The following is a 23,016-nucleotide window of genomic DNA, read 5'->3' on the forward strand; positions in this document are numbered from 1 at the left end:
GTTCGATTTTAACGCAATTAATTGAGTGACAAGATAATGAATTGGACTGGTAAAATCATTGGGATGCTCTTGGGCTTTTTTTTGGCTGGCCCGGTGGGCTTTATTGCCGGTTTGATTTTTGGTCATATTATTTTCGATCAAGGTTGGTTTCGCCAGTGGTTGCAATCGGTTTCTTCCTCTTGCTCCTCGCAAACTAAAGTGCAGGAAGTATTTTTTAATACCACTTTCCGCGTAATGGGTTTCGTAGCTAAATCAGATGGCCGAGTTTCTGAAAATGAAATTCGTCAAGCTCGTCATGTAATGCAACAGATGGGATTGGACGATAACATGAAACGAGAAGCCATCCGTTTATTTACTGAGGGCAAACAACCCAATTTCAACCTCGGTGTTGTTCTCAATCAATTGGGGAATACATGCCTCTTCCAACCAACTTTATTGCGAATGTTTTTGGAAATCCAGATTCAAATGGCTTATGCGGATGGGGGATGGATTAGTGAATATAAACGACAAGTATTGCAATATATTTGCGAACGTCTGGAGATAAATGGTTTCCAATATTATCAATTTGAACAACGCTTCCAAGCCGAACAAAACTATAAACGGTACCACCAAAAGTCCCCATCCAATCCCCATTCTCATTTAAACGATGCCTATAAAATATTAGGACTAACCATGAGCGCTACTAATTCTGAAATTAAAAAAACTTATCGACGCTTGATGAGTCAACATCACCCTGATAAATTGATGGCGAAAGGATTACCGCCTGAAATGATAAAAGTGGCTACTCAGAAGACTCAAAAAATTAAAAATGCTTACGAACAAATTCGAAAAGCCAGCGGAATGGCATGAAAATAAAAAATGATCCCATTTCTCGGTCAGCTGGATTGGGATAGCATGAGCAGAGAGTTTTTGAAAAAAAAAATTATTTCTGCATCAATTTTATCAGCTAATTTCGCTTGCTTAGGAGAAGAAGTAAAGCAAGTTGTAGAAGCTGGCGTTGACTATATTCATTTTGATGTGATGGATCATCATTTTGTGCCTAATTTAAGTTTTGGTCCTGTAGTATGCGAAGCGTTGCGTAAAGCCGGAATTGCTGTTCCAATTGATGTTCATCTGATGGTGAAAAAGCCGAACGATTTTATAAAAGCGTTTGCGAATGCTGGCGCCAATTTGATTACCTTTCATCCCGAAACATCAAAAAATATCGAGAAAACACTAGCATTAATTGATAAAGCGGGGATGCAAAAGGGACTTGCTTTTAATCCAGAGCAATCAGTATTGTTGCCACATACTATTTTAAAAGAAGTTGATTTAATTTTACTTATGTCGGTTAATCCAGGTTTTGCAGACCAATTTTTTATAACAAAAAGTTTGGAAAAAATCACGATCACAAGACAATTGTTAGAAGAATTGAAGAGCAATGCGATGCTTGGGATCGATGGTGGAATAAAATTAAATAATATTGGAGCGGTTTCTCAAGCTGGAACTGATTTCTTTGTAATAGGCTCTGGATTGTTTCATGCTTCGAACTATCAAAAAGAAATTAAAGCCATTCGACAACAATTGATTTAGGATTAGGAAGAGGAAAAACTTAGCAATTAAATCCAATAAGCCAGAGTTGTCATAACTTTGGCATGGAGGCCCATTAATTTTTTTATGGTATAAGGCAATTCTTTTGCCCCTGCCGATTTTGCTTTTTGCCCATGTGAGACTTCATCTTTTTGCATTTGTTCCACAATTTTCCGGCTTTTAACATCAACAGAGGAAAGTTTGTGTAAATGATTTTCTAAATGTGCCTCGACTTGTTTTTCTGTTTCTTCAACAAAACCAAGGCTCCACAGATCCCCCGATGCACCTGCTAATAGTCCTATGAGAAAGGCATTGGAGTACCAAAAAATATTTAAATAACTAGTGTATCCCCCCAATTCCTCTATGCGATCTTTGCACCATGCTAAATGATCAGTTTCTTCCTCAACCGCTGTTGCTAACATCGATTGGACCGCTGAATTTTGAGATAAAATCATTTGTCCGCGATAAAGCGCTTGAGCACATATTTCTCCACTATGGTTCACTCGCATACACCCAATACTGTTCTGTTTTTCGGAATGGGTAAGAACTGGTTCGGAAAGCTCCTTTGCTGGGCTTTGCCGGCGGGCTCTGGATTGATTAAATACGGTTTCTACAAAATTATGATATTGTAGAATGACCTCATCAAGGACCGAATAATGGCGGAGATTATTGCGCATATTTACTCTGCGGGATTAATTTAAGTACTTTTACACCGTAAAACTTTTTTCCATCTGCCGGAAAGTCATAAGCTACACGCGCTTTGCTCGCTAATGCATAAGCATTGCAACCATCTTTTAATTGTTGTGAGAAAACCAGTCGTTAATAGTCGATAACGATGATGCGGTAATTTTACCGCATAGGGGAAATCTAAAATTTGCAAGGCACCTACATGCGGATAATTGTTTGTAATGTCTTGGTACCCCGACGCTGATTTTAATTCCTTCTTAGAAATTAAGACTGGAAAAGTAATGAATTGCTCCGTTGGCATTACCAGAAAATACCCTGTTCATTGATCCGCGATGTAAACATAATCTGAATGAATAACGTCAAGAGTATTATAGCGACGAATTTCTTTAAAAATCCCCCATCCGTTAATTTAAAGAAAGTTAAAGACTGCTGGCAGACGCTCTGCTTAACCAAGAGGTTTTGGACGGAAATTTTATAATTAGCAAAGAGTTCTTTTAATTTGCATTTCGATTTATTAATGCCTTTAATACAGCTAGCAGCCTTTTCATGATCAATATCACCCTTAAAATTAGGCGTGTTCTTGATTTCTACGAAGGCAGAAAAGGTAAAAGCACTGAAGAGAACTGTTCTTATTAACCACTGAGTTAACCACCGAGCGTTCATGGGAAATCTCTACTATTTTATCTAGATTATTTTAATCATATGTCAAACATATGTCAAAAATTGTTTTTATGACAAGCATTTTGAAAGAAAGAAACGCCCGGCGTTAAAACTGACAAATATCTAGAAATCTCATATACTCCTATCACTTAACCAATTGATATCTTTTTTTATGGTAGATAATAATATACGTGTCATTATTGAGCAGCAGCCTTTAGCAGAATTCACTGAAAAAGCCTATCTCGATTATTCCATGTCAGTAATATTGGATCGCGCGCTTCCCCATATTTCTGATGGGCTAAAGCCAGTTCAGCGGCGTATCATCTATGCCATGTCAGAATTAGGCTTAAAATCAACCGCTAAGTATAAAAAGTCCGCGCGAACGGTGGGGGACGTTCTCGGTAAATTTCATCCTCACGGAGATACAGCTTGTTATGAAGCAATGGTACTAATGGCGCAACCATTTTCGTATCGCTATCCCTTTGTGGACGGACAGGGGAACTTGGGGAGCCCTGACGATCCCAAATCCTTCGCAGCGATGCGTTATACAGAAGCCCGACTTTCTTCGTATGCTCAGCTTTTATTGGCTGAACTCGAAGAGGGGACTGTGGATTGGATCTCTAATTTTGATGGCACATTACAAGAACCGGTCCTTTTGCCGGCTCGATTACCCAATGTGTTATTAAATGGGACATCAGGGATTGCAGTAGGTATGGCAACAGATATCCCTCCCCATAACCTTGCTGAGGTAGTAGATGCCTGCGTGCATTTATTGGATAACCCCGAGGCCACTTTAAAAGAAGTGATGAAATTTATCCAAGGGCCTGACTATCCAACGTCTGCCGAAATTATCACTCCTATTAGTGAAATTCGAACCATCTATCGAACAGGCCAAGGAAGCTTGCGTATGCGCGCAACGTATCGGAGAGAAAATGGGGAAGTTGTAATTTCCGCTTTACCGCATCAAGTTTCAGGTAATAGAATTTTAGAGCAGATTGCAGCGCAGATGCTTTCTAAAAAGTTACCTACTGTGAGTGATATTCGCGATGAGTCAGATCATGAAAATCCCACGCGGCTTGTTATTTCTCCTCGCTCTAATCGGGTGGACATTGATGAGCTTATGGCGCATTTTTTTGCCACAACAGATTTAGAGCACAGTTATCGGGTTAATTTAAACGTTATAGGAGTCGACGGACGGCCGCAAGTTAAAGACTTGCTGTCTCTTTTGAAAGAATGGTTGGAGTATCGAATGCAGACCATTCGGAAACGGTTACAATATCGATTGGAGATCGTTATTGAACGATTGCACATCCTGGATGGATTGATTATTGCCTTTTTGAATTTAGACGAAATTATTGCGATTATTCGCCAAGAAGATAAGCCGAAACCTGCTTTAATGAAACAATTTAAACTAAGCGAAAAGCAAGCTGATGCCATTCTCGAAATTAAATTACGTCAATTGGCTAAACTCGAAGAAAAGAAAATTCGTGAAGAACAGACGCGATTAGCTCAAGAACGCGATGAGATCGAAAAAACCTTAGCATCAAAAACAAAATTAAAAAAATTGATTCGATCGGAATTAATTTCCGATAAAAAAAATTATGACAATGGGCGTCGATCTCCTTTAATTGAAAGACCTGTTGCAAAAGCCATTCGCGAAGAAGAAATGATTCCATCGGAGCCCATTACCGTGGTTTTATCAAAAAAAGGTTGGGTTCGCGCGGCAAAAGGACACGATATTGATGGCAGGGGGCTGAATTATCGTTCAGGAGATGAATTTTTAATTCAAGCCCAAGGCCGCACCAATGAGCTGGTTATTTTTTTAGATTCAGCTGGGAAAAGCTATTCATTACCAGCGCACACATTGCCGTCCGCTCGGGGGCTAGGTGAACCCTTAACAGTTCGATTGAAACCCGAAGCTGGTGCTCAATTTGTGGCAGTTTTAATGGGTAAAAATAAAGATCTTTTCTTGTTAACTTCTGACGCCGGTTATGGATTTTTAACGACTCTAGCTAATTTATATGTAAAAAGTCGAAGTGGGAAAAGTGTAATTAAAGTCCCCAAAGGAGCACAAGTGATGGAACCTCTGTGGGTGACAGATAAAGAATCGCAATATCTCGCAGCTATTACTTCGGAAGGACGGTTGCTAGTATTCCCCATCTCTGAATTACCCGAATTACCAAAAGGAAAAGGTAATAAAATCATTCAGATTCCTCCCGCACGTTTGGTGAACCGCGAAGAATATTGTGTAGCGTTAGCATTATTGAATGAGAATAGCACCTTGATTCTTTATTCGGGAAAACGACAACTAACGCTGAGAACCAGTGATTTAACCAATTTTCAAGGTGAACGAGGATGCCGAGGTAATAAACTGCCTCGAGGCTTTCACAAGGTGGATAGTGTGAGTGTGGTTTAAAATGTAAAAAAAATTTTTGGAGAATGATAATGTACCCTCCTTGCTACATAAAAGACACATTACTAAAAGATGAAAAATTAGTTTTTACTAGGCCTCATGGAATTATTTGCGCCCCGAGAGTTTCGGCTCTGATAGTTGCTTTTTTATTTTATGTGTACAGGCCCTCTTATTTTCTCTTTTGTTCCAATCTTTTTTTGGGGGGTGGTTATGCCTTATATGAAATTTGTGGTTTTATTGCATTAATAATAGGAATTTATTGGTTAATCTCAGCTTATTTCCTATCGGACTTCGAAATACGGAATAACGGACAAGCGGGTCATTATGAAAAAGGGCTGGATCTGCCCACAATTCGTTGGAAATTTTCTTGCGTCGTTTAGAAGGAGTCGATGTTAATCAAACCGTTACAGGAAATATTTTGAATTACGGAACTTTGGTTATTACGGAAATGGGTGGTACTCATAATTTTTATACTAATGTTCTAAAGCCACTTAAATTCCGACGTTGTATCCAACGTCAAGTCAACTTGCTGATTTATAAAAAGAAGAGACTGGTGGTAGGCAATCTTAGAGAATGGTGATAACAGGTATTTTTGCTGGAGCATCTGCAATTTCTTGTACTAATTTAGGAACGAGATAACCCGGAAGGCGTTTTATCATTTCTGCAATTAAATACTGTGCTTGCACTTTACTCACTTCAAAGTGCGCAGCTCCTTGCACCCGATCAAGGAGATGTAAATAATAAGGTAAAACCCCAGCTTCAAATAAATTTTCACTTAAACGAATTAGAGTTTCTACTTGGTCATTGACATTTTTTAATAAAACAGATTGATTTAGTAAGGTCGTTCTTGTCCTCTGTAAAGAACGGAGGGTTGTCGCAACAGATTTATCGATTTCATTGGGGTGGTTACAATGGATAACAATTGTAGGTAATAATTCCGTATGATCTAACAAATGAATAAATTCATTGGTAATTCTTTCAGGGATGACAATTGGCAAACGTGTATGAATGCGCAAGCGTTTGAGGTGAGTTATTTTTTCGAGATAAGAAACGAATTCAACTAGCACGTTGTCTTTCACTGTTAAAGGATCACCCCCGCTTAAAATAATTTCGGTGATGGAGGTATCCGATTTTAAATAATCAAAAATTTTGTTCCATCCTTTTTTCCCAGGCGTATTTTCATCGTAAGGAAAATGACGACGAAAACAATAGCGACAATGAATTGCGCAAGCGCCGCTTAGTGTGAGTAGTACTCGCCCATGATATTTATGCAAGAGACCAGGGACTCGATTCAATTTCTTTTCATTGAGAGGGTCTAGGCGGTAACCTGGAGAGTTGATTAGCTCCCTTGCTTGAGATAGCACTTGCAATAATAGAGGATCTTGTGGGTTGCCCTTTTCCATGCGCGCGATAAATCCACTCGGGACCCGTAAGGGGAAATGAGTAGTCGCTTCCAGAATTTGAGGAACCATTTTCGGATCGAGTGCTAATTCGCGGCATAATTCAGCTGGATCGGTAATAGCTTTTTTTAACGATAATTGCCAATTATACATGAACTTCTCATAGAGTAAAGAGCGACTATTGTAATCTTTTCTGAGTGTAAGCGCAGCAAAAGTGATTGCATGTGCTTACGATCATCCCTAGCGTTAGTCGCTCCAAAATCACTAAACCTGACCTTAGCGAGATCTCGTCGGAGAGGCTCTTTTCAAAGGAACTCTTCGCTTAGTATTATGGAATTACCTTCACAATGGCCCAGTTCTTGGGAGGTGCTTAGGAGAAAAATGGTTTGGATAGAGCGAATAAAGCAGCGATTTTGATGATTGCTCTTGGCATTGGGATTTTTGTAGGAAATGCTAAGGCTTCTATGTGGAATAATCCCCATGGAGGAGCAACGGCGCAGAACGTACGTTATGCCGCCATTGTGGAAGCTCCCAAATCGTTAGACCTAGCTCGTGCTTATTCTTTTCCAACGAAGTTGGAATTATTGCGCAAATTTACGAACCTGCCCTACAGTATCATTATCTCAAGCGGCCGTATCAATTGATTTCTTTAACAGCAACTAAAATATACATGGTAACTTATTATGATAAAGAATGGCAGAAAATTTCCCCACTAATAAATCAAAGGAAGTGGCATACAGTACCTATGACGTTTATTTAAATTCGGGTATTTATTATCAACGGTGTCAAGCGTTCGCTGAAAACAAAGAAGGAAATTATTTATATTACCCTTTCAATAAATCTTTTTTTGGAGAATTAATACTATTGCTGATTTCCCTAGAGTGGACACTCGGGAGCTAACGTCTGATGATTATGGTTATGAAATTAAGTGGCTTGCTTCTCCTAAAGTTCATTCACCTATTTTTTGGTTAATGAGCAATTATATTTTGGAATTTCTCGAATTATAGTAAAAAATTGAAAAAAAATTATAAATAAAACCAAGAAAATGAGAGTTTTTATATCTTCGAAAATGAGAGTTTTTATATCTTCGACAATATCTGCTGAAAGGGATTGATGTCCTTGGTCGTTACCATTATCGTATTATCCTTAATCCTTAAAGGCATTTACCCTCAATTTCCCTATTGGTTGAGCATAACTTTTTTGCTCCTATCCCCCTGGGAAGCTAATCGTTTTTATTCTCAAAAAGAATTAATTGATAAAAATATTAACTTAGATGTATATCCATTTGGGACTGGCCCTTTCATTTTAGAAGAAAACAATCCAAACAAACAAATTAGCCTAATTAAAAATCTGAATTTCCATTAAGAATGGTATCCGACACAAAGCGAACCAGAAGATTTAAAAGCAGGATATTTGGAAGCTGTGGAAAACAAGTTGCTTTTATTGGTAAAAATCGTTTTTCTTTTAGAAAAAGAAAGTATTCCATGATGGAAAAAGTTTTTTAAAAAAATATTATTACAAATCGGGAATCGGTGCAGAGAGTTTTGATCAGGCTATTACTATCAACCGTCAAGGAAAAACTTACTTAACAGCGCCTTTGCAACAAAAGGAATACAATTACAAAAACGGTTGTGCCTGCAATTTTTTATGTAGGTTTTAATATCCTGAATTTAGTAGTGGATGGATATAGTGAAAATAAGAAAAAATTAAGACAAGCTATTGCTATCGAATTAGATTATGAAGAATATATTGCTATTTTTCATAACGGGCGGGGAATTCTGGCTCAAGGGCCGATTCCGCTGGGAATTTTGGGTTATTTGGAAGGAGCAAAAGGACTCAATTCTTACGTCTATGAATGGTTTTATAGAAAACTGCTGCGTCGCTCATTGGATAAAATAAAACAATTATTAGCAGAAGCTGGTTATCCGGGAGGAAGAAATTTCAAGACGGGAAATTAATTTTAAATTATGATGTATCAACAACAGGTAGCCCTGAGGATCGAACCCGATTTAGTTAGATGCGCAAGCAATTTACTAAGTTAGGAATGAAACTAAATATTCGAGCAACGCTATATAATAGATTTTAGAATAAACTTAGAAGAGGGAGGCTCAAATTTTTTCCTGAGAATGGCTTGCTGATTACCATGACTCTGAAAATTTTCTGTTTCTAATTTATTCTCCAAATAGAAAGCTAAAATATGGCGGAGAAAATTCTAGGAATTATTCTAATCCAAAAGTGGATTCCTTGTTTGAAGAGATTCGAACGATATCCGATGGAACGCCAGAAAAAAAATAATGAATTATTAAAGATTGTTCGAGAAGATAATCCTTGGATCTGGGAAATGCACCCTGTCAATTTTGTGTTGAGTCATCAATGGAATTATCCTGCAAAAATCTACAGCATAGCTAATAATACCTTGAAATACAATCAGATTGATTCTGAAAAATGAGTCAAATTACAATAAAAATGGAATCCCCTATCGTTTGGCTTTTGTTCGTTATAGGAGCTCTACTAATTATTTTATTTATTTCTCTCTTATTGGTTTAGAGAAAATAGACCAGCTATTCAGAGAATATCTTTTTCACGTTCTAACAATAATGAACGTCTTAAAACGAGAAAATAATATTTTTATTTAATCCGGCGAATATTTTATGCTATACTAGTCTTCATTCGCGTTAACTTAATTACGTTAGAGTTATTTTTTTGTTAATTAGTCTGATTCCATAGTGGCTGTACATTTAGGAAAACGATATATCACCCAAGTGGCTATTGAAAGATCGAAAATAGAACATAGATACGATAAGCCACTTTTTTATAATCATGAGGCTAAAGGATTTAAAAAACTAACGGATATCTTATTCGTCACTAAATCGTTAGGACTATTCATTTTCCACTTTGGGCGTTCAGATTAAGGACGAAATATAGGGTACGATATCCAAGAACGGATGTGACCTAGTTTGGTTATTATTGCTGACCTTGCTCGTTGGCTTAGCAATCAATATCACTTTTCCATTATTTTTAGGACTTTTTAGTATAATCATTTGAGTAATTATTATGTCTATATCCAGTTTATTTTATATCATTGCAGGATAATATATTTTGGGAAAAACGTTTTACCTGGTTCCACTGTCGGGTTAGCACGGTGCTATCGTGCTATATTTTCAGAGGGAAATATATAAAGATTATGTGTGCAGTGCCAAAGCAAAAGGCTTATCGGAATTTAATCTGCTTTACAAGCACATATTGAAGAATGGATTAATTCCAATTTTGACCAGTGGGATAGTAATTATCTCTTCGTTATTTTTAGGAAGTTTAATACTGGAATTTTTTTTGGATTCCAGGTCTAGGTAGTTAGATATATGAGGCTATCCAACAACAAGATTTCAATATAGTTCGAGTAACGGTTTTTTTGGGAATGCTATTATATATCATTGGAATTAATTCTGACAGATTTTTCGTATGTAATAGTTGATCCGAGAGTGCGATTAACAAAAGGTTAACGATGCAAATCCATTTGGCAATGTTGGTGAGGGGTTCGTTGGTTTATGGCTTATTAGTGATAGTAATTATCCTAGCAATATATATCCTAGCAATATATGCTTATCGAAAACTTCAATTTCTAAGTATTGCTACAATAATTATTCCAAAAAAAGATAGCTGTGATTTCTCGTAGTTTTGAGCTTTTACATAAATGTTGGTTTATTAGATTCTGTTCATTTCGATGTTTTTATAAAGGGATTCAGCGCTATTTAATTTTTCAATTTTTAAGTCTTTGTTAGATTTAATTATTAGTCCATTGCATATTTATAGTAAAGAAATTATTACATTGCCATATGGTTAAGAAATACAGCCTTATCTGCCGATAAAATACGATCGAGTACATCTGAAAGATCAGGAATATTTAACAAAAAAATATTATTTTTGGAATAATAACTTTTATAAGCATGATTTTTCTTTTGATTGCGTACTTGTATTACCGAAACTCTTTCTTCTTGAGTTTACTAGAAAAATCTATTCCTAGGTAAGATATTAATTTCTTGGTGTGAAGCGATAATCACTTTTGGAATTATTTGGGTGTTAATTTAGGTAGCTGGCTTTTTAGGAGGCCGATACCATCTCTATTAGGAACAGATCCAGGTAGGTACAGATTTTTTTACGCAACGGTTAAAAGTATTTGAACAGGCTTATTAATTGGAACGCTGACTTCCTTATTTATACTCCCTTTTGCTTTATTATTTGGTATGTTGGTAGGATTCTTTGGTGGTTGGTTGGTTGGTTGGTTGGTATTATCAAATATTTATATACTATTTTAAGTTCCATTCCGGGTGTTCTATTAATTGCTGCATCTATTCTGGTATTGTAAATTTTTATTGCCACTCATTCTACTTATTTCTTTACGCTACCAGAGCGAGCTAATACCCAGCTTTTAGCATTGTGCTTAATTCTCGGCGTTACGAGCTGGGGTAATTTATGCCGTTTATTAAGAGCTGAGACATTGAAATTACGGGAATAGGAGTTTATGAACGCTGCCTGAATGATAGCATGGGCAGATGGAAGATTTTTTTTCGCCATATGATGCTGAATGTTATGCATATTGTATTAATTACAGTTGTGCTTGATTTTAGTGGACTGGTGCTTGCGGAAGCCGTGTTGTCTTACGTAGGAGTAGGAGTTGATCCTACCATGTTTAGTTGGGGAAATATGATTAATAGTTCCTAATTAGAATTAGATTGTGTGGTGGCCATTGCGGAGCTTTGGTATTTATGTTTGGTTTGGTACTTGCCCCCAATTTATTTGCAGATGCTCTTAGAGATGCATTGGAGCATCAGATTAGAAAAATACGAAAAGAATAAATGCCAAAATCATTAATAGAAATTAAGGATCTCTCCATTGCCTTCGGCTTGGGAAAAAATCGAAAAACAGTAGTTTCCGATGTGGATTTAACTCTATAGCGAGGTCAATGTTTGGGCTTAGTAGGTGAGTTGGGTAGTAGGAAAAGCCTGACTGCTTTAGCTATTATGTAGTTCTTGCAGTTACGGCGCAGGTCGATGTTCGAAGTCAGATTTTATGGGAAGGTAGGAATTTATTGAATTTTTTGGAACGTGCCATGAGGCAAATACGAGGATTAAAAATAAGTATGATTTTTAGGCCGCAATTTCCGCGTTTAACCCTCTTCTCACTACCCACCAACAAATAAGTGCAATATAGCGTTGCTTTTTATCAGTCATGACTTAGCTGTGGTCTCCTAAATTGCTAAGAAAATTGCTTTCTTGAAAGCGGGATAGCTTGTAGAGTACGCTAACAGCCAGCAATTTTCAAGCAGCCTAAGGAAGCTTACACCCGTAAATTGTTAGCAGCTATACCTTCGCTTAAGACATGAGTATGTGGTTGAGAACCCCGAGCCAGCGTTGTTAACTGACAGGGGATTAAGCGTTTATTTTCCTATGTGGAAAGGAATTTTTAAACGAAAAGTAGTGGATATTAAAGCAGTCGATGGCATTGATTTATCATTATCGACGGGGTAAACTTTGGCATTGGTAGGCGAATCCAGTTGTAGCAAAATTACAACGGCTAAAGTTATTGTCTAATTACTAAGAGTTACTGCGGGGAGCATTTTTTTGAAGGGACAGATTTAGTCGGTTTCTCTGATCGGCAAATGAAACGAGTGAGAAGTAATATTCAGCTGATTTTTAAGGATCCTTACAATGTATTAAATCCTTGTCGGATGGTGGCGGATAGTATTATTGAAAGTTTTTCCACTGAGAATTTAAAGCAAAAACGCAAAGCTTTAATTGGAATATGTCGATGAATTAGATGAATTTTCAGATGGTGAGCTACAAGGTTTGATGTATTGCTCAAGCATTGGTAGTAAAACCAAATAATTAAATATTAATTACTCGATGGACCTATAAGCGCCTTAGATGTCTCTATACAAATGGAAATATTAAAATTACTAGTTTGTTATCCAGAGAGAACATCAAATTTCTTATTTGTTAATTATTTTTAATTACGCACAATTTAGTAACGTTCCTTATTTAGCTTAGCTCATAAAATTAGTGGTAATGGAAGATGGAAAGATTGTAGAGAAAGGAAGCGACCGAAGTACTATTGAAAAATCCAAATTATCCTTTATACTAAGAAATTATTGGCGTCAATTCCGTAGGATTGATTCGCTGATTAGAAACTCAAGTTAATGCTCTGAGCTTAGTGATTTTGGAACGATTAGTAGAAAGGCAGAACGAATGAATTCAACAAATGATATCATTTTTTCAGAACTTTCAGGAAAGCAAGGAAATTTAGGCCATATTCTTTTAAATCTGGAGAAGGCATTAAACGCATTAACTACTGAAATGTAGGGCGAATTGCATAATCAATTGCTCCGATAGGAAAAAAATTCTTCAATTAAATCTGTGATTAATCCGGGGGGAAGGGGATCACGCCTTTTGCGTGGGGAGGGGTGATATTTCTGCTCTCTATATCTATTATAAAGAAAAATCCACAAGCGGCAGAAGATTTCTTCCGTGCTGAGTATCTAATGATACGGCCGCTATTTTCCATTTTTAAAGCCTTATATTTCTTTTTTGGACAAAATTATCATGGGTGGCGGCGTAGGTGTATCCTTACATGGGTTACATCGTGTTGCTACGGAAAGACTTTTATTTGCGATGCCAGAAACTGGAATTGGTTTTTCCCCGACATTGGTGCTGGCCATTTTCTTTCTCGATGTCAAAATAAAATGTGGTATTACTTGGGTTTTACTGGAGAGCATATTGGGGCCGGCGATACAAAATGGTTGGGATTGGTAAATCATATTATTTAAAGTGAAAAACAAGAGGCACTTGTAAAAGCTTTGGCTGATACGCCGATTTCTTCTAAAGACCATAATCAGGTTACAGAAATTATTCGTGATTTTGAATGTAGAATAGAACCCTCAGATTTATTTAATCATAAGCAAGGTATTGCTTATTGTTTCTCGGAAGTTTCTCTTGAAGAGATTATAACGTGGTTGGAGGAATATAATGACAAATGGAGTCAAGTCACTATGAAAACTTTATTGTCTAGATCCTTTGATCCTCTACAAGTTTAAAGGTTACTTTCGAGCAGTTAAAATGCGCTGAAAAAATGAATTTCGACGCAATTATGAATATAGAATTTAATATAGCCCTTCGATTTTTTAGGTTATTTGATTTTTTTAAGGGGGTATTCGCGCCTTTATTATCGATAAAGATCAGTCACCCCAATGGCAGCCCAATAAATTAGAAAAAGTTACTCCTGAAATTGTTTATTATTTTTTTCTTGCGAAGCTAAGTTGTATATGAAATAACTACGATATGGAGAGTTTTAAAAAATTAGTTAAGCTAAAAATTGATGTGAGGAGCTATGTCTTGGATTTGCTTTTTATTCCTCTTCTTAAATACTTAGTACTTCTGGGTGCATAAAACAGCCTAGCTTGCAGCAAGTAAATGCGAACATTTATTTAGCATTAGATTACTATTAGGAGAAAATGATAATATTTTATTAGCTAATTTCTATTATAAAAAGGCGATTGCATCGGAACCTCACTCTGCCAAAGCAAGAAATAATTACGGAATGTTTCTTTTCTGTCAGGGACGTTATAAACAAGCTATGGAACAATTTCTAATTGCAGCCTATAATCCAACATATAGATATCGAGTAGCAGCTTATCAAAATATGTGCTCATGTGGAAAAATTGCCCATATCCATGGATTATAATCTGTTATTATCCTATAGCTATAGCAAATTTTTAAAATATAGCTATACTTGGATATATTTCATCTAATCTAAAGTCAAAGGGAAGACGTATGAAAATTATGAAGTTAGCTCTAGGGACAGTAGTTTCGCTATTTATCTGTGGCACCGCTTTTGCTTATTCAACGGTGATCAAAATAATGACATTATATAAAATAAAAGTGATTGTCGTTAATAATCCTATCCTACTAGCCAAGATTTTAAGTTGATCTGATAAAAAATGGAAAAATCACGAATGCAAATTCCTGCTAACTAAGGGGTTCGCTAACCTCAAAATCAACCCAATGTCAATGACAAAGACAAAGAATGCGTGGTTGTAAATATAGGTGATTTTTAAAATTGTAAATTAACTATTTCTAAAGATAATTAAAATCCTTAGATCCGAATGATCCTCTGCGATAATAATAAACAGTTATCAAAAGTTGATGTAACGGTAGAAAAGAAGGATATGATCCCATGAATTAGAAACTTATTACGATCACCTTTGAAAAAGACGCTTTAAATGCGGCGAAGATTGTCTATTAAATAATTGCTTTCACAGCAACCTGACTTCTAAATCGATGGTTCACCTTCCATTCTCAAGATCCTCGACGTGTGCGAAAATAGTTTCGATACGGCTTGATTTATTCAATAATCGGCTGTTTGCACGTAATTCTCTTTAACTATTTTGTTTATAACTACGAAGTCTTGAATTTTGACCATATTAAGACACTTTTTATTACTGCTTTTATCATAGCCTTTATCAATTTTGTCTTTTCGAAATATTTTGCCTTTAAATTTTGCCTTTAAGATAGTGTCAAATGCTCCTTCTTAAGAAACATCAGCCGTTCCTTCTGAATGAACATTAGCTGTTTGGCTCTTGAAATAGTTAGTTTTCTCATCGGTGATGAAACAGGAAAAATAAGGCTTGAGCACTCCATCCCGGCTAAGTAGTAATGGAATTCTCTTTCTTTTGAGAAATTAAAGATCGCTACTATTCCGGATTTTCTAGAAACTATTTTATTAGTTGGCTTAAACTGATTTTAAGTGGAATTATGAATTTAAATCTGACCTTATTTCGAATTTTTGTGGAATCAATTGCGTAATGCTGATCATATCCCGGTCGGTCCGTGGTCCGTGACATGTTTGAGTAAGGTTTTTCAATATTTTCCCTAAGCGGGGGCTTTGGGAAATAGATCGACATAATCGGGAGTGGTTTTAAATAATTCGTCTACGATTTCGAAAAGTTTTGAAAGTAAATGTAAATTTTTAAGCTTGCCATCATAACCACCAATATTATAACACTCTCCTATTTTGCCTTGATTTAAAATTGTTTCGATCCTGCGACAATGATTAATGATGTGTAACAAATTTCCGATTTATTGACCATCACCATAAATGGGGATCACTTTGCTCTTCAGGATATTTACTAAGCTTAAAGGAATCAATTTTTGGGGATATTGATAAGGAACATAATTTTTTCAAAAATTAGTCGTTTTTAATCCATAAGTCACATTAAATATTCTAACGACATGATCGGCAGCTGCCTTAGAATCAGCATAAGAAGAATTGGGTTTATAAGGACGATTTTTAGTAAAAGAAAGTTCATAATTTTTTAAGGTTTCAAAGACTTGGTCTGTTAAAATATAATGAAAACGATGAGTAGAAAGATTCCATTCTTCTAGCCAGTATTTTTAGCGATGGTTAATAAGGAATGTGTACTCATTACATTAGTTTCTATAAAGATATTCGAACTTGTAATGAATCGATCAACATGAGATTAGGCAGAAAAATTAACAATAGTGTCAATTTTACGTTGTAAAAAAATTCATTTAATAGGTGAATATCGTTGATGTTTCCTTTTAATAAAAGCGAAACGCGAAGAAAGAGAGTTATGCTGAGAAAGGCTATGTAGCGGATCCGCTAAATTAGCTAAATTACCTGCATAGTTGAGTTTGTCTAAAATGATAAGGGCGTCCTTAGGATAGTATTCTCTCCAATAATGAAAAAAAATTGGAGCTAATAAATCGCACACCACTACCAGTAATTAAAAGTTTTCGCATTAATTTCTCATGAAAAAATTTTAGCTTCTTTAAGTTTCACGTTGTTACTATCTTTAGTCGATAATAATGGAGGCAAATTCCTTAATAACGGCCAATCAATTGATAAATCAGGGTTATTCTAAATAATGATATGTTCATCTTCAAGATGGTAGTATTCTGTGCATTTATAAATAACGTCACATAAGGTATAAAATCCATTTGCGAAACTAGGAGGCACCGATAACAAATACTTATTTTGTGTAAAGATGAAAGCCTTGGAACTTGCCAAAAGTAGGAGAGTTTTAGCGTAAATCTATAATAACATCATAAACAATCCTCGCCGTAATCCTAACTAATTTTCCTTTCGGATAATGAAGCTGATAATGAAGTTCTCGTAAAATATTGTGAGCTGATTTACTGTGATTGTCTTGAACAAAATTAAGTGGTTTGCCATTCAACAATGCGTCGTCAAATTTTTTCTGCTGCCAGGATTCTAAAAAAATCCGCGTTTATCGGCGAAGACAATGAGTTTGATTAACTTAGCATCTTGCAATTGTGGAATTAAGCATTCCATAATTATTTCTTTACGAGGCCAGTAGATATTACATTCCAATTTTTACACACAATTGACTAAATAATTCCTGTAGCTGCTTTTTAGCATAGTTTCGGCTAAATATTTTAGTTGATTTGCATTGATAAAGCCTTTTAGATAGGCGATTTTTTCCAAATATGCGATCCCTTAATCCTTGTTCCTCTTAGATAATTTTTATAAATTGACCGGCTTCTGTTAGTGAATGATGTGTCCCAGTGTATAACCAAGCTGCTCCACAGCCTAGAATGACAACGGATAATTGTTTTTTTCTAAGTAAATTCTATTAACGTCTGTAATTTTTAACTTGCCACGAGTAGAAGGTTTAAGTTTCTTAACAAAATTGATCACTTGATTGTCATAAAAATATAACCCGGTTACAGAATAATTCGATTTTAGATTTTGAAGTTTTTCTTCTATAGAAATTGTCCGCCCTTCTTTACCAAATTTGACAACCTCATAATCCGAAAGATTGTTCACGTAATAATCAAAAACAGTTTCGCCTTGCCGTTGCTTTGTCATATCACGTAACTTAGATACAAGTTGTGACATATAAAAAATATTGTCCCTAAGAATCAAACATACTCTGTCGTTATTAATAATAAAATTACGACCGACATTAAATGCATCTGCTAAGCCGCGTGCCGCGTGGCCGATCCTGAGCTACATAGGATAAATGAATTCCCCATTGAGAGCCGTCTTTCAATAAACTTTGCATTCGGGGTAAACTTTCGGGAGTTGAGATAAGCAAAATGTCACGGATACCCACTAACATTAAAACGGATAAAGGATAGTAGATCATAGGCTTATCATAAACCAGAAATAAATGCTTATTCACCACTGCAGTGAGTGGATATAGTCGTGAGGCTGTCCCGCCCAGCCAATATAATCCCTTTCATGAGCAAAATCATATCGGAAACATTTCTCTCTTCGGAAACATTTCTCTCTCACAACTTTTGAGTTCCTTTTTGCAGCTTGGGAGAATTCCGATAGTTTTAGTGAAGCAACTTTTTGACTTGCATTTTAAAAATAATGTTATAATGGCAAACTACTTAGGTTATAAAAATAGATAGAGGAGCTTAAAAAATGCTTAGCGAATTAAAAAGGAAAGAAAATGTAGGGCAACCGATTCGAATTGGCCTTATTGGGGCAGGTGCTATGGGGTTAGGAATCGCTTGGAAAATTCGTAGAACCACTGGTGTGGAACTTGCCTTTATTGCAGAATTAATATCTAAGCAGCAGAAAAAGCAAAAAATTATGTGAAAAAGACGAGCCTTTTTGATGACACTTCAAAAGGTTTAGACGATTTCACTATTTCCCTTGATGTTCTCGTGGAATCCAGTAATTCCATTTCCCCAGCTACTCCCTATTGTTTAAAAGCGATCGAATGTAAAGTACATGTGGTATTAATAAATGCTGAGGTGGACCTTGTGATCGGGGACCCTATTTGCAGCATCAAGCGCGCAAGCAGGAAGTTATTGTGACTAGTGATTCAGGTGATCAACACGATGTCTTAATGCGGATGATTGAAGAGATTGAATTCTGGGGATTTAAGATTGTCCAGGTGGGAAATATCAAAGGATTTTTAGATCGTTATGCGACAGCAGATAGCAAACGAGAAATAGCTAAAAAATTAATCTAAATTTAATTCAATGTATTGCCTATACAGGTGGAACGAAGTTAAATATCCAGATGGCCTTAATTGCCAACGGCGCTGGACTGACACCTCTTGGTACCTAGGATGGAAAGGCCCTAAAGCGGAACAGGTCACAGAAGCACTTGATCTCTTTAATTTTAACGCTTATGAAAAGCAAGGTCGTGTTGATTATATTTTAGGCGCATAACCCCGGCGGCGGTATTTATGTAGTTGGGCGTTGTGAAGATTCTTTCCAGCGCGACTATTTAAAATATTACAAAGTTCATGATCGCTATCCTTACTACCTTTTCTATCATCCTTATCATTTATGCCATTTAGAAACCACACGTGCTATTGCATTAGCCGCTCTTTGGAATAAAGCTGTGTTAACGCCTCGTTATGACCGTTTGACGGATGTATATGTATATGCTTATGCCAAACAACCATTGAAAGCAGGTGAACACATCGCACATTATATTGGCAATGATCAAATGTACGGTTTAATTCGAATTGCAGAGGAGACTGATAATGAGAATTTGCTTCCAATCGAATTATTGGATACAGAAAAAGGAGTGCCTAAAACTCGCATTAAGCATAAACTTTCTCAGAATAAAGTAATTCGATGGTCAGATGTTGAATTACCGGACAGTGAGGTGAGCTGCTTACTCTATACTAAGCTCAAGAAAGCTTATTGAAAATAGCTGTAATGGAAACTGCTTAAGTTAATTTGAAATATATTGCTATCCTTCGGTGGAGAACCTTGTGTGTGGTCTGTATGTGGCAAGAATTCTCACTCTCCAAAGGGGTTTAAAGTAACGGTTATCGACAAAGGTGAGCGTCCAGGAGGACTTGTAACCAGCTTTCCAATATGGTGAAAATTGGTATGACATGGGTGTGCACATGCTCTACGCCTTTAATCAAGAAATTTTCTACGATATTAAAGAAATTAATTAAAGAAATTATGGGCGATGAGCGCATTGAAGTTGAACTCAATGCTAAAATCTGATGAGTGGAGGGGGAATCTTATTGCTACCTACCCACTTCAATTTCAAGATATGATTAAAGGCATTCCTTTTTTAAATTGTGTAGGCAAGTGAGTAGATTATTTTGTACCCAACTTAAAAATTATATCCCAGCACGACAATGAAGCAATGTAGAAGAAGCCTTGATCCAACTTTACGGCAGCTGCTCTATAAATTTTTTTTGAAGATTTCACTTATCGTTATTGGGAATTACATCCTCGAAATTTATCGGCTACATTTATTACTACTAAAATGGCTAAACTTACAACGATTGACGTAATAAAAAAAGGGTTTAGAAAAACTTGATATAAAATAAAATATTAAAACAACAGAAGTGCTTTAGTTAAGGAAACACTACATTATTCTCGCACGGGTTCTGAGGTGATGCCGCGATGTTTAGCGCAAACAATTATGACCTTAGGTTGGACGATAATTCAAAATTCGGAAGTTAAACATGTTATTGTTGAAAATCAGATAGTAAAAAGCGTTATACTTATTTTATCCTAAAAGATTTTCTTTATGCAGTGATACTTGGACTTGTCTTTTTATTTGGCGTTTTGCTTTTAACAGAAACCACACCCAGTACAGATATGTAATTTTGATGGGTTTATGTCTAGCTATTGAAACTCTTATATGTCCCGTTAATTATTTTCTTATTTTTCCAGTTTTAATTGCTCTAATCTGTTTAATTTTATAGTAAATTACTATGGAAAAGAATAGCACTAATTTCATTAGGATTGATTTTGCCAAGCATGATTCTAGTTGGTGGGTGTTAAATTAGGAATAAAGTAACGATGAGTATATTTTAATACAGCATTATAACAGGTCCCACAGACACTAAAGCTTTTCACCTAAAAATTATGAGCTGTATTTCAAAACTAATAACATTCAAAAAATTATTACCTTAAAACTAATATCAGAGTTATTTTGACGTATCCTAGATTAGCAATTAAAGAAATATTCAAGGGATTCATTAAATTAATGATGGGATTTAATCTGCTTATGGTAGATTTTTTCAGTATGGCTGAATATATCAATTCTTACTTTAAAATACAGCATCTATTTAAAGTGGTAGATCCATGGCAGGATAAATCAATTTTTATAGAATCTTCATAACTTTTTTATTTTTTACTATAAAGTCAGCTTGATGGTTATTAATTTATTTCTCTATTTAACGGATTCAATAATTTTTCTTATCTTATGACTCAAAATAAAGCTTAGGATTTTTGTACACTTTTTTCTTATTGGAAGTATATTTTATTTAATTGCTGTCTGTTTGAATGCAGTTTATTACACCTGTTTTCGCTTACCTTTCTAGTTGATTATTGATCTTTATACCGCTTCTGGATGCGTTACTGTATGGAGAGAATTTAAATGGAAAGATCCGAAAGAGATTTATTGCGGTCTTATTTTTCTCTCACCCAGTGAAACAAATAGCTAAGCCCATAGCTCGTATAAATTATAATTAATAATTCAAAAGGTACCTGAAATCGGGTTTAAGAAATAGTATTAGAAAAAAACATAAATAAAATACAAGGTTGCTTAATAAAAAAAGATGAGAAAAATTATTTTTGTTCATATTTTTTTCACAGAAAGATAATTTCAGCTATCAAAAAGAAATAAAGTACAACTATAAAAATTTGTATGGGAAATGAGGTTATCAGAAACGTTATCTAATCTGCCAAATAACTTTTAAATAATTTAAAAAATTTTGAAAGATGAAGTCAAGTAATGTAATGATGCTATTGGCTGAATGCATTATAATCGATATACGGATTAAAGAATTAGATCTATGAATTATCTGATCTCAATATGAGTTGCGAAAAACTAGAAATCATTTTTTCGGTTAAAGCTTTGAAATTTTGTAGTAGAAATTAAGTGGCGACATAGTTCATAAAATGCATTTCTTGAGAAAGCGAAAGTGGCCCCTGCTCTTTTAATTTAGAAATTAGAAGATCATTAGCTTGCTGTTCTGTTAAGTGTTTCTGTTTTTGGATAATATTTTTGATATAGAACCAATATAAATTTCTAGAAGTAATGTTGGTGTAAGCATACGTATTGAATAGTAATTTGTTTCTAATTTGACATCCCCCTACTAACAGGATAGTAGGTAAAGAAAACAATACCAGTGCAACTATTATTTTTTTTCTAAGAAAAATTTCGTTTTAGGAAATAATAAACTGTCCCCATGAACAAAGGGAAGATATAACGATAGCTAAACTAAGCCTTAAGAGAAAAGAAAGCAAGTAAGGTGGGGGATGATTGGAAAATAAATAGATGTCAATTAAAAATACAAGACCAATAAGGATGGCGAATGGCAAATTGGATAAAATCATGACGGTTTAACTAAAAAAAGAAAATTGAGCGAAATCAAAAGATTAAAAAAAGAGCGGCCAACGGAAAAAATAAGCTGCGATCGATGTAATAGCCTTCAATGATTAACAAACTGCTTAATGTAATTTGAACAATGATGATGGCAGAAAGATTTTATCTAAATAAAGCGAAAATTCTAGCTAAGAAAGTAGGATAGCCCTGGGGTTATTTCAAACATAAACCCATAATTTCCCTGTAAGAAGTACCTTGGCAGGGGCTAAATAACCTTGTGAATCCGGCTGAGTGATTTGATAGATATTTCGGTGATATAAAATTAAGGAAATGATTAGTTTGAGAAGTAAGGCACCCAAGCTAATACTAGCTAGCGCCCAGCGTTGAAATGTTAGACTCATTTTTTTATCTTCTTGGATATTTATTTATTGAATCATCTCACAACCAATAAAGAACAAGGAGTATATCGCAAGACTTTTCGAGTGGTGCTTCCCATAACCACATTATGCAATCGGCTATGGCCTGTAGCGTCCATAACAATTAAGTCATAATTAAAGTCTTCAGCTATATTGAGAATGACATTCGCTGGAGTTCCAAAAAGAAACTGTTTTTTTATTGTAACTCCACTGAAATCAAAGTTAATTAGAAATTGATTTAGTTTGTGGACTTGTTCTTCTCTAAATTTTTCTTCTTGTGCTTGGATTTCAGAAATTTCCATCCCCAACGGGTTGAATTGGCTGTTAGGTAGTGCAGAAACTATACAAAGCGAAGCAGAAAAACGATGACAGAGATCAACAGCGAAATGTAGCATTTTCTCAGAAGCAGGAGAACCATCAATGCCTCATAGGACTTTGGATACTCTTGAATTTTTGCATGTCGAGTAACAGCTTCTATAGTTCGTGCTCGTTTTATAATGCCCAGTAG

The 23,016-nt window shown here is 35.6% G+C and carries 25 protein-coding genes and 5 pseudogenes; 20 read left to right on the forward strand and 10 right to left on the reverse strand.

From position 1 onward, the window contains the following. Window positions 1-36 precede the first annotated feature (36 nt). Both djlA and rpe read left to right on the forward strand, forming a co-directional pair. A complete protein-coding gene (djlA, locus tag CleRt_RS00445) occupies window positions 37-849 on the forward strand; it encodes a co-chaperone DjlA (protein ID WP_048874788.1) in 813 nt (270 codons plus the stop codon). Window positions 850-858: 9 nt separating this feature from the next. Continuing rightward, the gene (gene rpe / locus CleRt_RS00450) at window positions 859-1,572 is read left to right on the forward strand and encodes a ribulose-phosphate 3-epimerase (protein ID WP_235379078.1); all 714 of its coding nucleotides are present in this window, start codon (window positions 859-861) and stop codon (window positions 1,570-1,572) included. A 26-nt stretch (window positions 1,573-1,598) separates the two neighbouring features. Here the strand turns inward: rpe and coq7 are convergent, their stop codons facing one another. Both coq7 and CleRt_RS11015 read right to left on the reverse strand, forming a co-directional pair. Further along, complete coding sequence (gene coq7 / locus CleRt_RS00455; RefSeq protein ID WP_048874789.1) at window positions 1,599-2,246, reverse strand: 2-polyprenyl-3-methyl-6-methoxy-1,4-benzoquinone monooxygenase; 648 nt, start codon at window positions 2,244-2,246, stop codon at window positions 1,599-1,601. A gap of 65 nt (window positions 2,247-2,311) precedes the next feature. Then, complete coding sequence (locus tag CleRt_RS11015) at window positions 2,312-2,557, reverse strand: hypothetical protein (RefSeq protein ID WP_235379080.1); 246 nt, start codon at window positions 2,555-2,557, stop codon at window positions 2,312-2,314. Between the two features lie 531 nt (window positions 2,558-3,088). On the opposite strand from CleRt_RS11015, the gene parC reads away from it, so the two are divergent. Together parC and CleRt_RS11020 are read left to right on the forward strand one after the other, a co-directional pair. Further along, a complete protein-coding gene (parC, locus tag CleRt_RS00465) occupies window positions 3,089-5,332 on the forward strand; it encodes a DNA topoisomerase IV subunit A (protein ID WP_048875743.1) in 2,244 nt (747 codons plus the stop codon). Between the two features lie 29 nt (window positions 5,333-5,361). Further along, window positions 5,362-5,709, forward strand: coding sequence for a hypothetical protein (locus tag CleRt_RS11020; RefSeq protein ID WP_235379082.1), 348 nt, complete (start codon window positions 5,362-5,364; stop codon window positions 5,707-5,709). Window positions 5,710-5,895: 186 nt separating this feature from the next. Here CleRt_RS11020 and epmB read toward each other — a convergent pair whose 3' ends face one another. Then, window positions 5,896-6,882 (reverse strand): EF-P beta-lysylation protein EpmB, encoded by a 987-nt coding sequence (gene epmB / locus CleRt_RS00475; RefSeq protein WP_048874790.1) that lies wholly within the window; start codon window positions 6,880-6,882, stop codon window positions 5,896-5,898. Between the two features lie 233 nt (window positions 6,883-7,115). Between epmB and CleRt_RS11030 the strand changes: the two genes are divergently transcribed. From CleRt_RS11030 to CleRt_RS09625, 12 genes and pseudogenes are all read left to right on the forward strand, one after another. Then, complete coding sequence (locus CleRt_RS11030) at window positions 7,116-7,373, forward strand: hypothetical protein (RefSeq protein WP_235379086.1); 258 nt, start codon at window positions 7,116-7,118, stop codon at window positions 7,371-7,373. 469 nt (window positions 7,374-7,842) lie between these two features. After that, the gene (locus CleRt_RS11035; protein ID WP_235379088.1) at window positions 7,843-8,094 is read left to right on the forward strand and encodes a hypothetical protein; all 252 of its coding nucleotides are present in this window, start codon (window positions 7,843-7,845) and stop codon (window positions 8,092-8,094) included. Window positions 8,095-8,360: 266 nt separating this feature from the next. Then, window positions 8,361-8,687 carry an ABC transporter substrate-binding protein gene (locus CleRt_RS11040; RefSeq protein ID WP_235379090.1) on the forward strand — a complete coding sequence of 109 codons (327 nt, stop codon included), beginning with the start codon at window positions 8,361-8,363 and terminating at the stop codon, window positions 8,685-8,687. A 239-nt stretch (window positions 8,688-8,926) separates the two neighbouring features. Next, window positions 8,927-9,178, forward strand: coding sequence for a hypothetical protein (locus CleRt_RS11045; protein WP_235379092.1), 252 nt, complete (start codon window positions 8,927-8,929; stop codon window positions 9,176-9,178). Window positions 9,179-9,915: 737 nt separating this feature from the next. Beyond that, window positions 9,916-10,080 carry an ABC transporter permease subunit gene (locus tag CleRt_RS13775; protein ID WP_371440238.1) on the forward strand — a complete coding sequence of 55 codons (165 nt, stop codon included), beginning with the start codon at window positions 9,916-9,918 and terminating at the stop codon, window positions 10,078-10,080. Window positions 10,081-10,847: 767 nt separating this feature from the next. After that, window positions 10,848-11,582: pseudogene (locus CleRt_RS14475) on the forward strand (ABC transporter permease); the annotation flags it as partial. A 531-nt stretch (window positions 11,583-12,113) separates the two neighbouring features. Further along, window positions 12,114-12,254 carry a hypothetical protein gene (locus CleRt_RS11055; protein WP_235379094.1) on the forward strand — a complete coding sequence of 47 codons (141 nt, stop codon included), beginning with the start codon at window positions 12,114-12,116 and terminating at the stop codon, window positions 12,252-12,254. 131 nt (window positions 12,255-12,385) lie between these two features. Beyond that, window positions 12,386-12,538, forward strand: coding sequence for a hypothetical protein (locus tag CleRt_RS11060; protein ID WP_235379096.1), 153 nt, complete (start codon window positions 12,386-12,388; stop codon window positions 12,536-12,538). 787 nt (window positions 12,539-13,325) lie between these two features. Beyond that, window positions 13,326-13,816: pseudogene (locus CleRt_RS00490) on the forward strand (enoyl-CoA hydratase/isomerase family protein). Between the two features lie 115 nt (window positions 13,817-13,931). After that, window positions 13,932-14,048 carry an enoyl-CoA hydratase/isomerase family protein gene (locus CleRt_RS12850; RefSeq protein WP_306686883.1) on the forward strand — a complete coding sequence of 39 codons (117 nt, stop codon included), beginning with the start codon at window positions 13,932-13,934 and terminating at the stop codon, window positions 14,046-14,048. 193 nt (window positions 14,049-14,241) lie between these two features. Next, on the forward strand, window positions 14,242-14,463 hold the full coding sequence (locus CleRt_RS13780) for a tetratricopeptide repeat protein (RefSeq protein ID WP_371440279.1): 222 nt from the start codon (window positions 14,242-14,244) through the stop codon (window positions 14,461-14,463). An 89-nt stretch (window positions 14,464-14,552) separates the two neighbouring features. Next, window positions 14,553-14,708: a hypothetical protein gene (locus CleRt_RS09625; RefSeq protein WP_157870749.1), complete on the forward strand. Its 156-nt coding sequence runs from the start codon at window positions 14,553-14,555 to the stop codon at window positions 14,706-14,708. A gap of 942 nt (window positions 14,709-15,650) precedes the next feature. Here the strand turns inward: CleRt_RS09625 and CleRt_RS08640 are convergent. From CleRt_RS08640 to rfbA, 5 genes and pseudogenes are all read right to left on the reverse strand, one after another. Continuing rightward, the gene (locus CleRt_RS08640; RefSeq protein WP_082160378.1) at window positions 15,651-15,848 is read right to left on the reverse strand and encodes a hypothetical protein; all 198 of its coding nucleotides are present in this window, start codon (window positions 15,846-15,848) and stop codon (window positions 15,651-15,653) included. 111 nt (window positions 15,849-15,959) lie between these two features. Continuing rightward, window positions 15,960-16,133, reverse strand: a pseudogene (locus CleRt_RS13785) (GDP-mannose 4,6-dehydratase); the annotation flags it as partial. A 526-nt stretch (window positions 16,134-16,659) separates the two neighbouring features. Next, window positions 16,660-16,809, reverse strand: coding sequence for a dTDP-4-dehydrorhamnose 3,5-epimerase family protein (locus CleRt_RS13790; RefSeq protein WP_371440239.1), 150 nt, complete (start codon window positions 16,807-16,809; stop codon window positions 16,660-16,662). Between the two features lie 13 nt (window positions 16,810-16,822). After that, the gene (locus tag CleRt_RS13795; protein WP_371440280.1) at window positions 16,823-17,023 is read right to left on the reverse strand and encodes a dTDP-4-dehydrorhamnose 3,5-epimerase family protein; all 201 of its coding nucleotides are present in this window, start codon (window positions 17,021-17,023) and stop codon (window positions 16,823-16,825) included. A 113-nt stretch (window positions 17,024-17,136) separates the two neighbouring features. Continuing rightward, window positions 17,137-18,008: pseudogene (rfbA, locus tag CleRt_RS00500) on the reverse strand (glucose-1-phosphate thymidylyltransferase RfbA). 187 nt (window positions 18,009-18,195) lie between these two features. On the opposite strand from rfbA, the gene CleRt_RS11065 reads away from it, so the two are divergent. From CleRt_RS11065 to CleRt_RS11080, 4 genes and pseudogenes are all read left to right on the forward strand, one after another. Further along, complete coding sequence (locus CleRt_RS11065; protein ID WP_235379097.1) at window positions 18,196-18,372, forward strand: hypothetical protein; 177 nt, start codon at window positions 18,196-18,198, stop codon at window positions 18,370-18,372. Window positions 18,373-18,556: 184 nt separating this feature from the next. Further along, window positions 18,557-18,751: a hypothetical protein gene (locus tag CleRt_RS11070; RefSeq protein WP_235379098.1), complete on the forward strand. Its 195-nt coding sequence runs from the start codon at window positions 18,557-18,559 to the stop codon at window positions 18,749-18,751. A gap of 10 nt (window positions 18,752-18,761) precedes the next feature. Next, on the forward strand, window positions 18,762-18,953 hold the full coding sequence (locus CleRt_RS11075; RefSeq protein ID WP_235379099.1) for a hypothetical protein: 192 nt from the start codon (window positions 18,762-18,764) through the stop codon (window positions 18,951-18,953). A 10-nt stretch (window positions 18,954-18,963) separates the two neighbouring features. Then, a pseudogene (locus tag CleRt_RS11080) lies at window positions 18,964-19,440 on the forward strand (homoserine dehydrogenase); the annotation flags it as partial. 2,870 nt (window positions 19,441-22,310) lie between these two features. Here CleRt_RS11080 and CleRt_RS08660 read toward each other — a convergent pair. Together CleRt_RS08660 and CleRt_RS00520 are read right to left on the reverse strand one after the other, a co-directional pair. Next, window positions 22,311-22,493 carry a hypothetical protein gene (locus CleRt_RS08660; protein ID WP_082160380.1) on the reverse strand — a complete coding sequence of 61 codons (183 nt, stop codon included), beginning with the start codon at window positions 22,491-22,493 and terminating at the stop codon, window positions 22,311-22,313. A gap of 32 nt (window positions 22,494-22,525) precedes the next feature. Next, on the reverse strand, window positions 22,526-22,930 hold the full coding sequence (locus CleRt_RS00520; protein ID WP_306686884.1) for a universal stress protein: 405 nt from the start codon (window positions 22,928-22,930) through the stop codon (window positions 22,526-22,528). Window positions 22,931-23,016: the final 86 nt, after the last annotated feature.

The sequence above is a fragment of the Candidatus Coxiella mudrowiae genome, assembly GCA_001077715.1.
Lineage (GTDB): Bacteria > Pseudomonadota > Gammaproteobacteria > Coxiellales > Coxiellaceae > Coxiella > Coxiella mudrowiae.

Bases quoted from the DNA above. Each gene is read 5' to 3' on its own strand.
- CleRt_RS11015 (WP_235379080.1), bottom strand. From the start codon at position 2,557: ATGCCAACGGAGCAATTCATTACTTTTCCAGTCTTAATTTCTAAGAAG.
- CleRt_RS08660 (WP_082160380.1), bottom strand. From the start codon at position 22,493: ATGAGTCTAACATTTCAACGCTGGGCGCTAGCTAGTATTAGCTTGGGT.
- epmB (WP_048874790.1), bottom strand. From the start codon at position 6,882: ATGTATAATTGGCAATTATCGTTAAAAAAAGCTATTACCGATCCAGCT.
- coq7 (WP_048874789.1), bottom strand. From the start codon at position 2,246: ATGCGCAATAATCTCCGCCATTATTCGGTCCTTGATGAGGTCATTCTA.
- CleRt_RS11065 (WP_235379097.1), top strand. From the start codon at position 18,196: ATGCTTAGCGAATTAAAAAGGAAAGAAAATGTAGGGCAACCGATTCGA.
- CleRt_RS11075 (WP_235379099.1), top strand. From the start codon at position 18,762: ATGTATTGCCTATACAGGTGGAACGAAGTTAAATATCCAGATGGCCTT.
- parC (WP_048875743.1), top strand. From the start codon at position 3,089: ATGGTAGATAATAATATACGTGTCATTATTGAGCAGCAGCCTTTAGCA.
- djlA (WP_048874788.1), top strand. From the start codon at position 37: ATGAATTGGACTGGTAAAATCATTGGGATGCTCTTGGGCTTTTTTTTG.
- CleRt_RS11020 (WP_235379082.1), top strand. From the start codon at position 5,362: ATGTACCCTCCTTGCTACATAAAAGACACATTACTAAAAGATGAAAAA.
- CleRt_RS09625 (WP_157870749.1), top strand. From the start codon at position 14,553: ATGAAAATTATGAAGTTAGCTCTAGGGACAGTAGTTTCGCTATTTATC.
- rpe (WP_235379078.1), top strand. From the start codon at position 859: ATGATCCCATTTCTCGGTCAGCTGGATTGGGATAGCATGAGCAGAGAG.
- CleRt_RS11035 (WP_235379088.1), top strand. From the start codon at position 7,843: ATGTCCTTGGTCGTTACCATTATCGTATTATCCTTAATCCTTAAAGGC.
- CleRt_RS11060 (WP_235379096.1), top strand. From the start codon at position 12,386: ATGAAACGAGTGAGAAGTAATATTCAGCTGATTTTTAAGGATCCTTAC.
- CleRt_RS11045 (WP_235379092.1), top strand. From the start codon at position 8,927: ATGGCGGAGAAAATTCTAGGAATTATTCTAATCCAAAAGTGGATTCCT.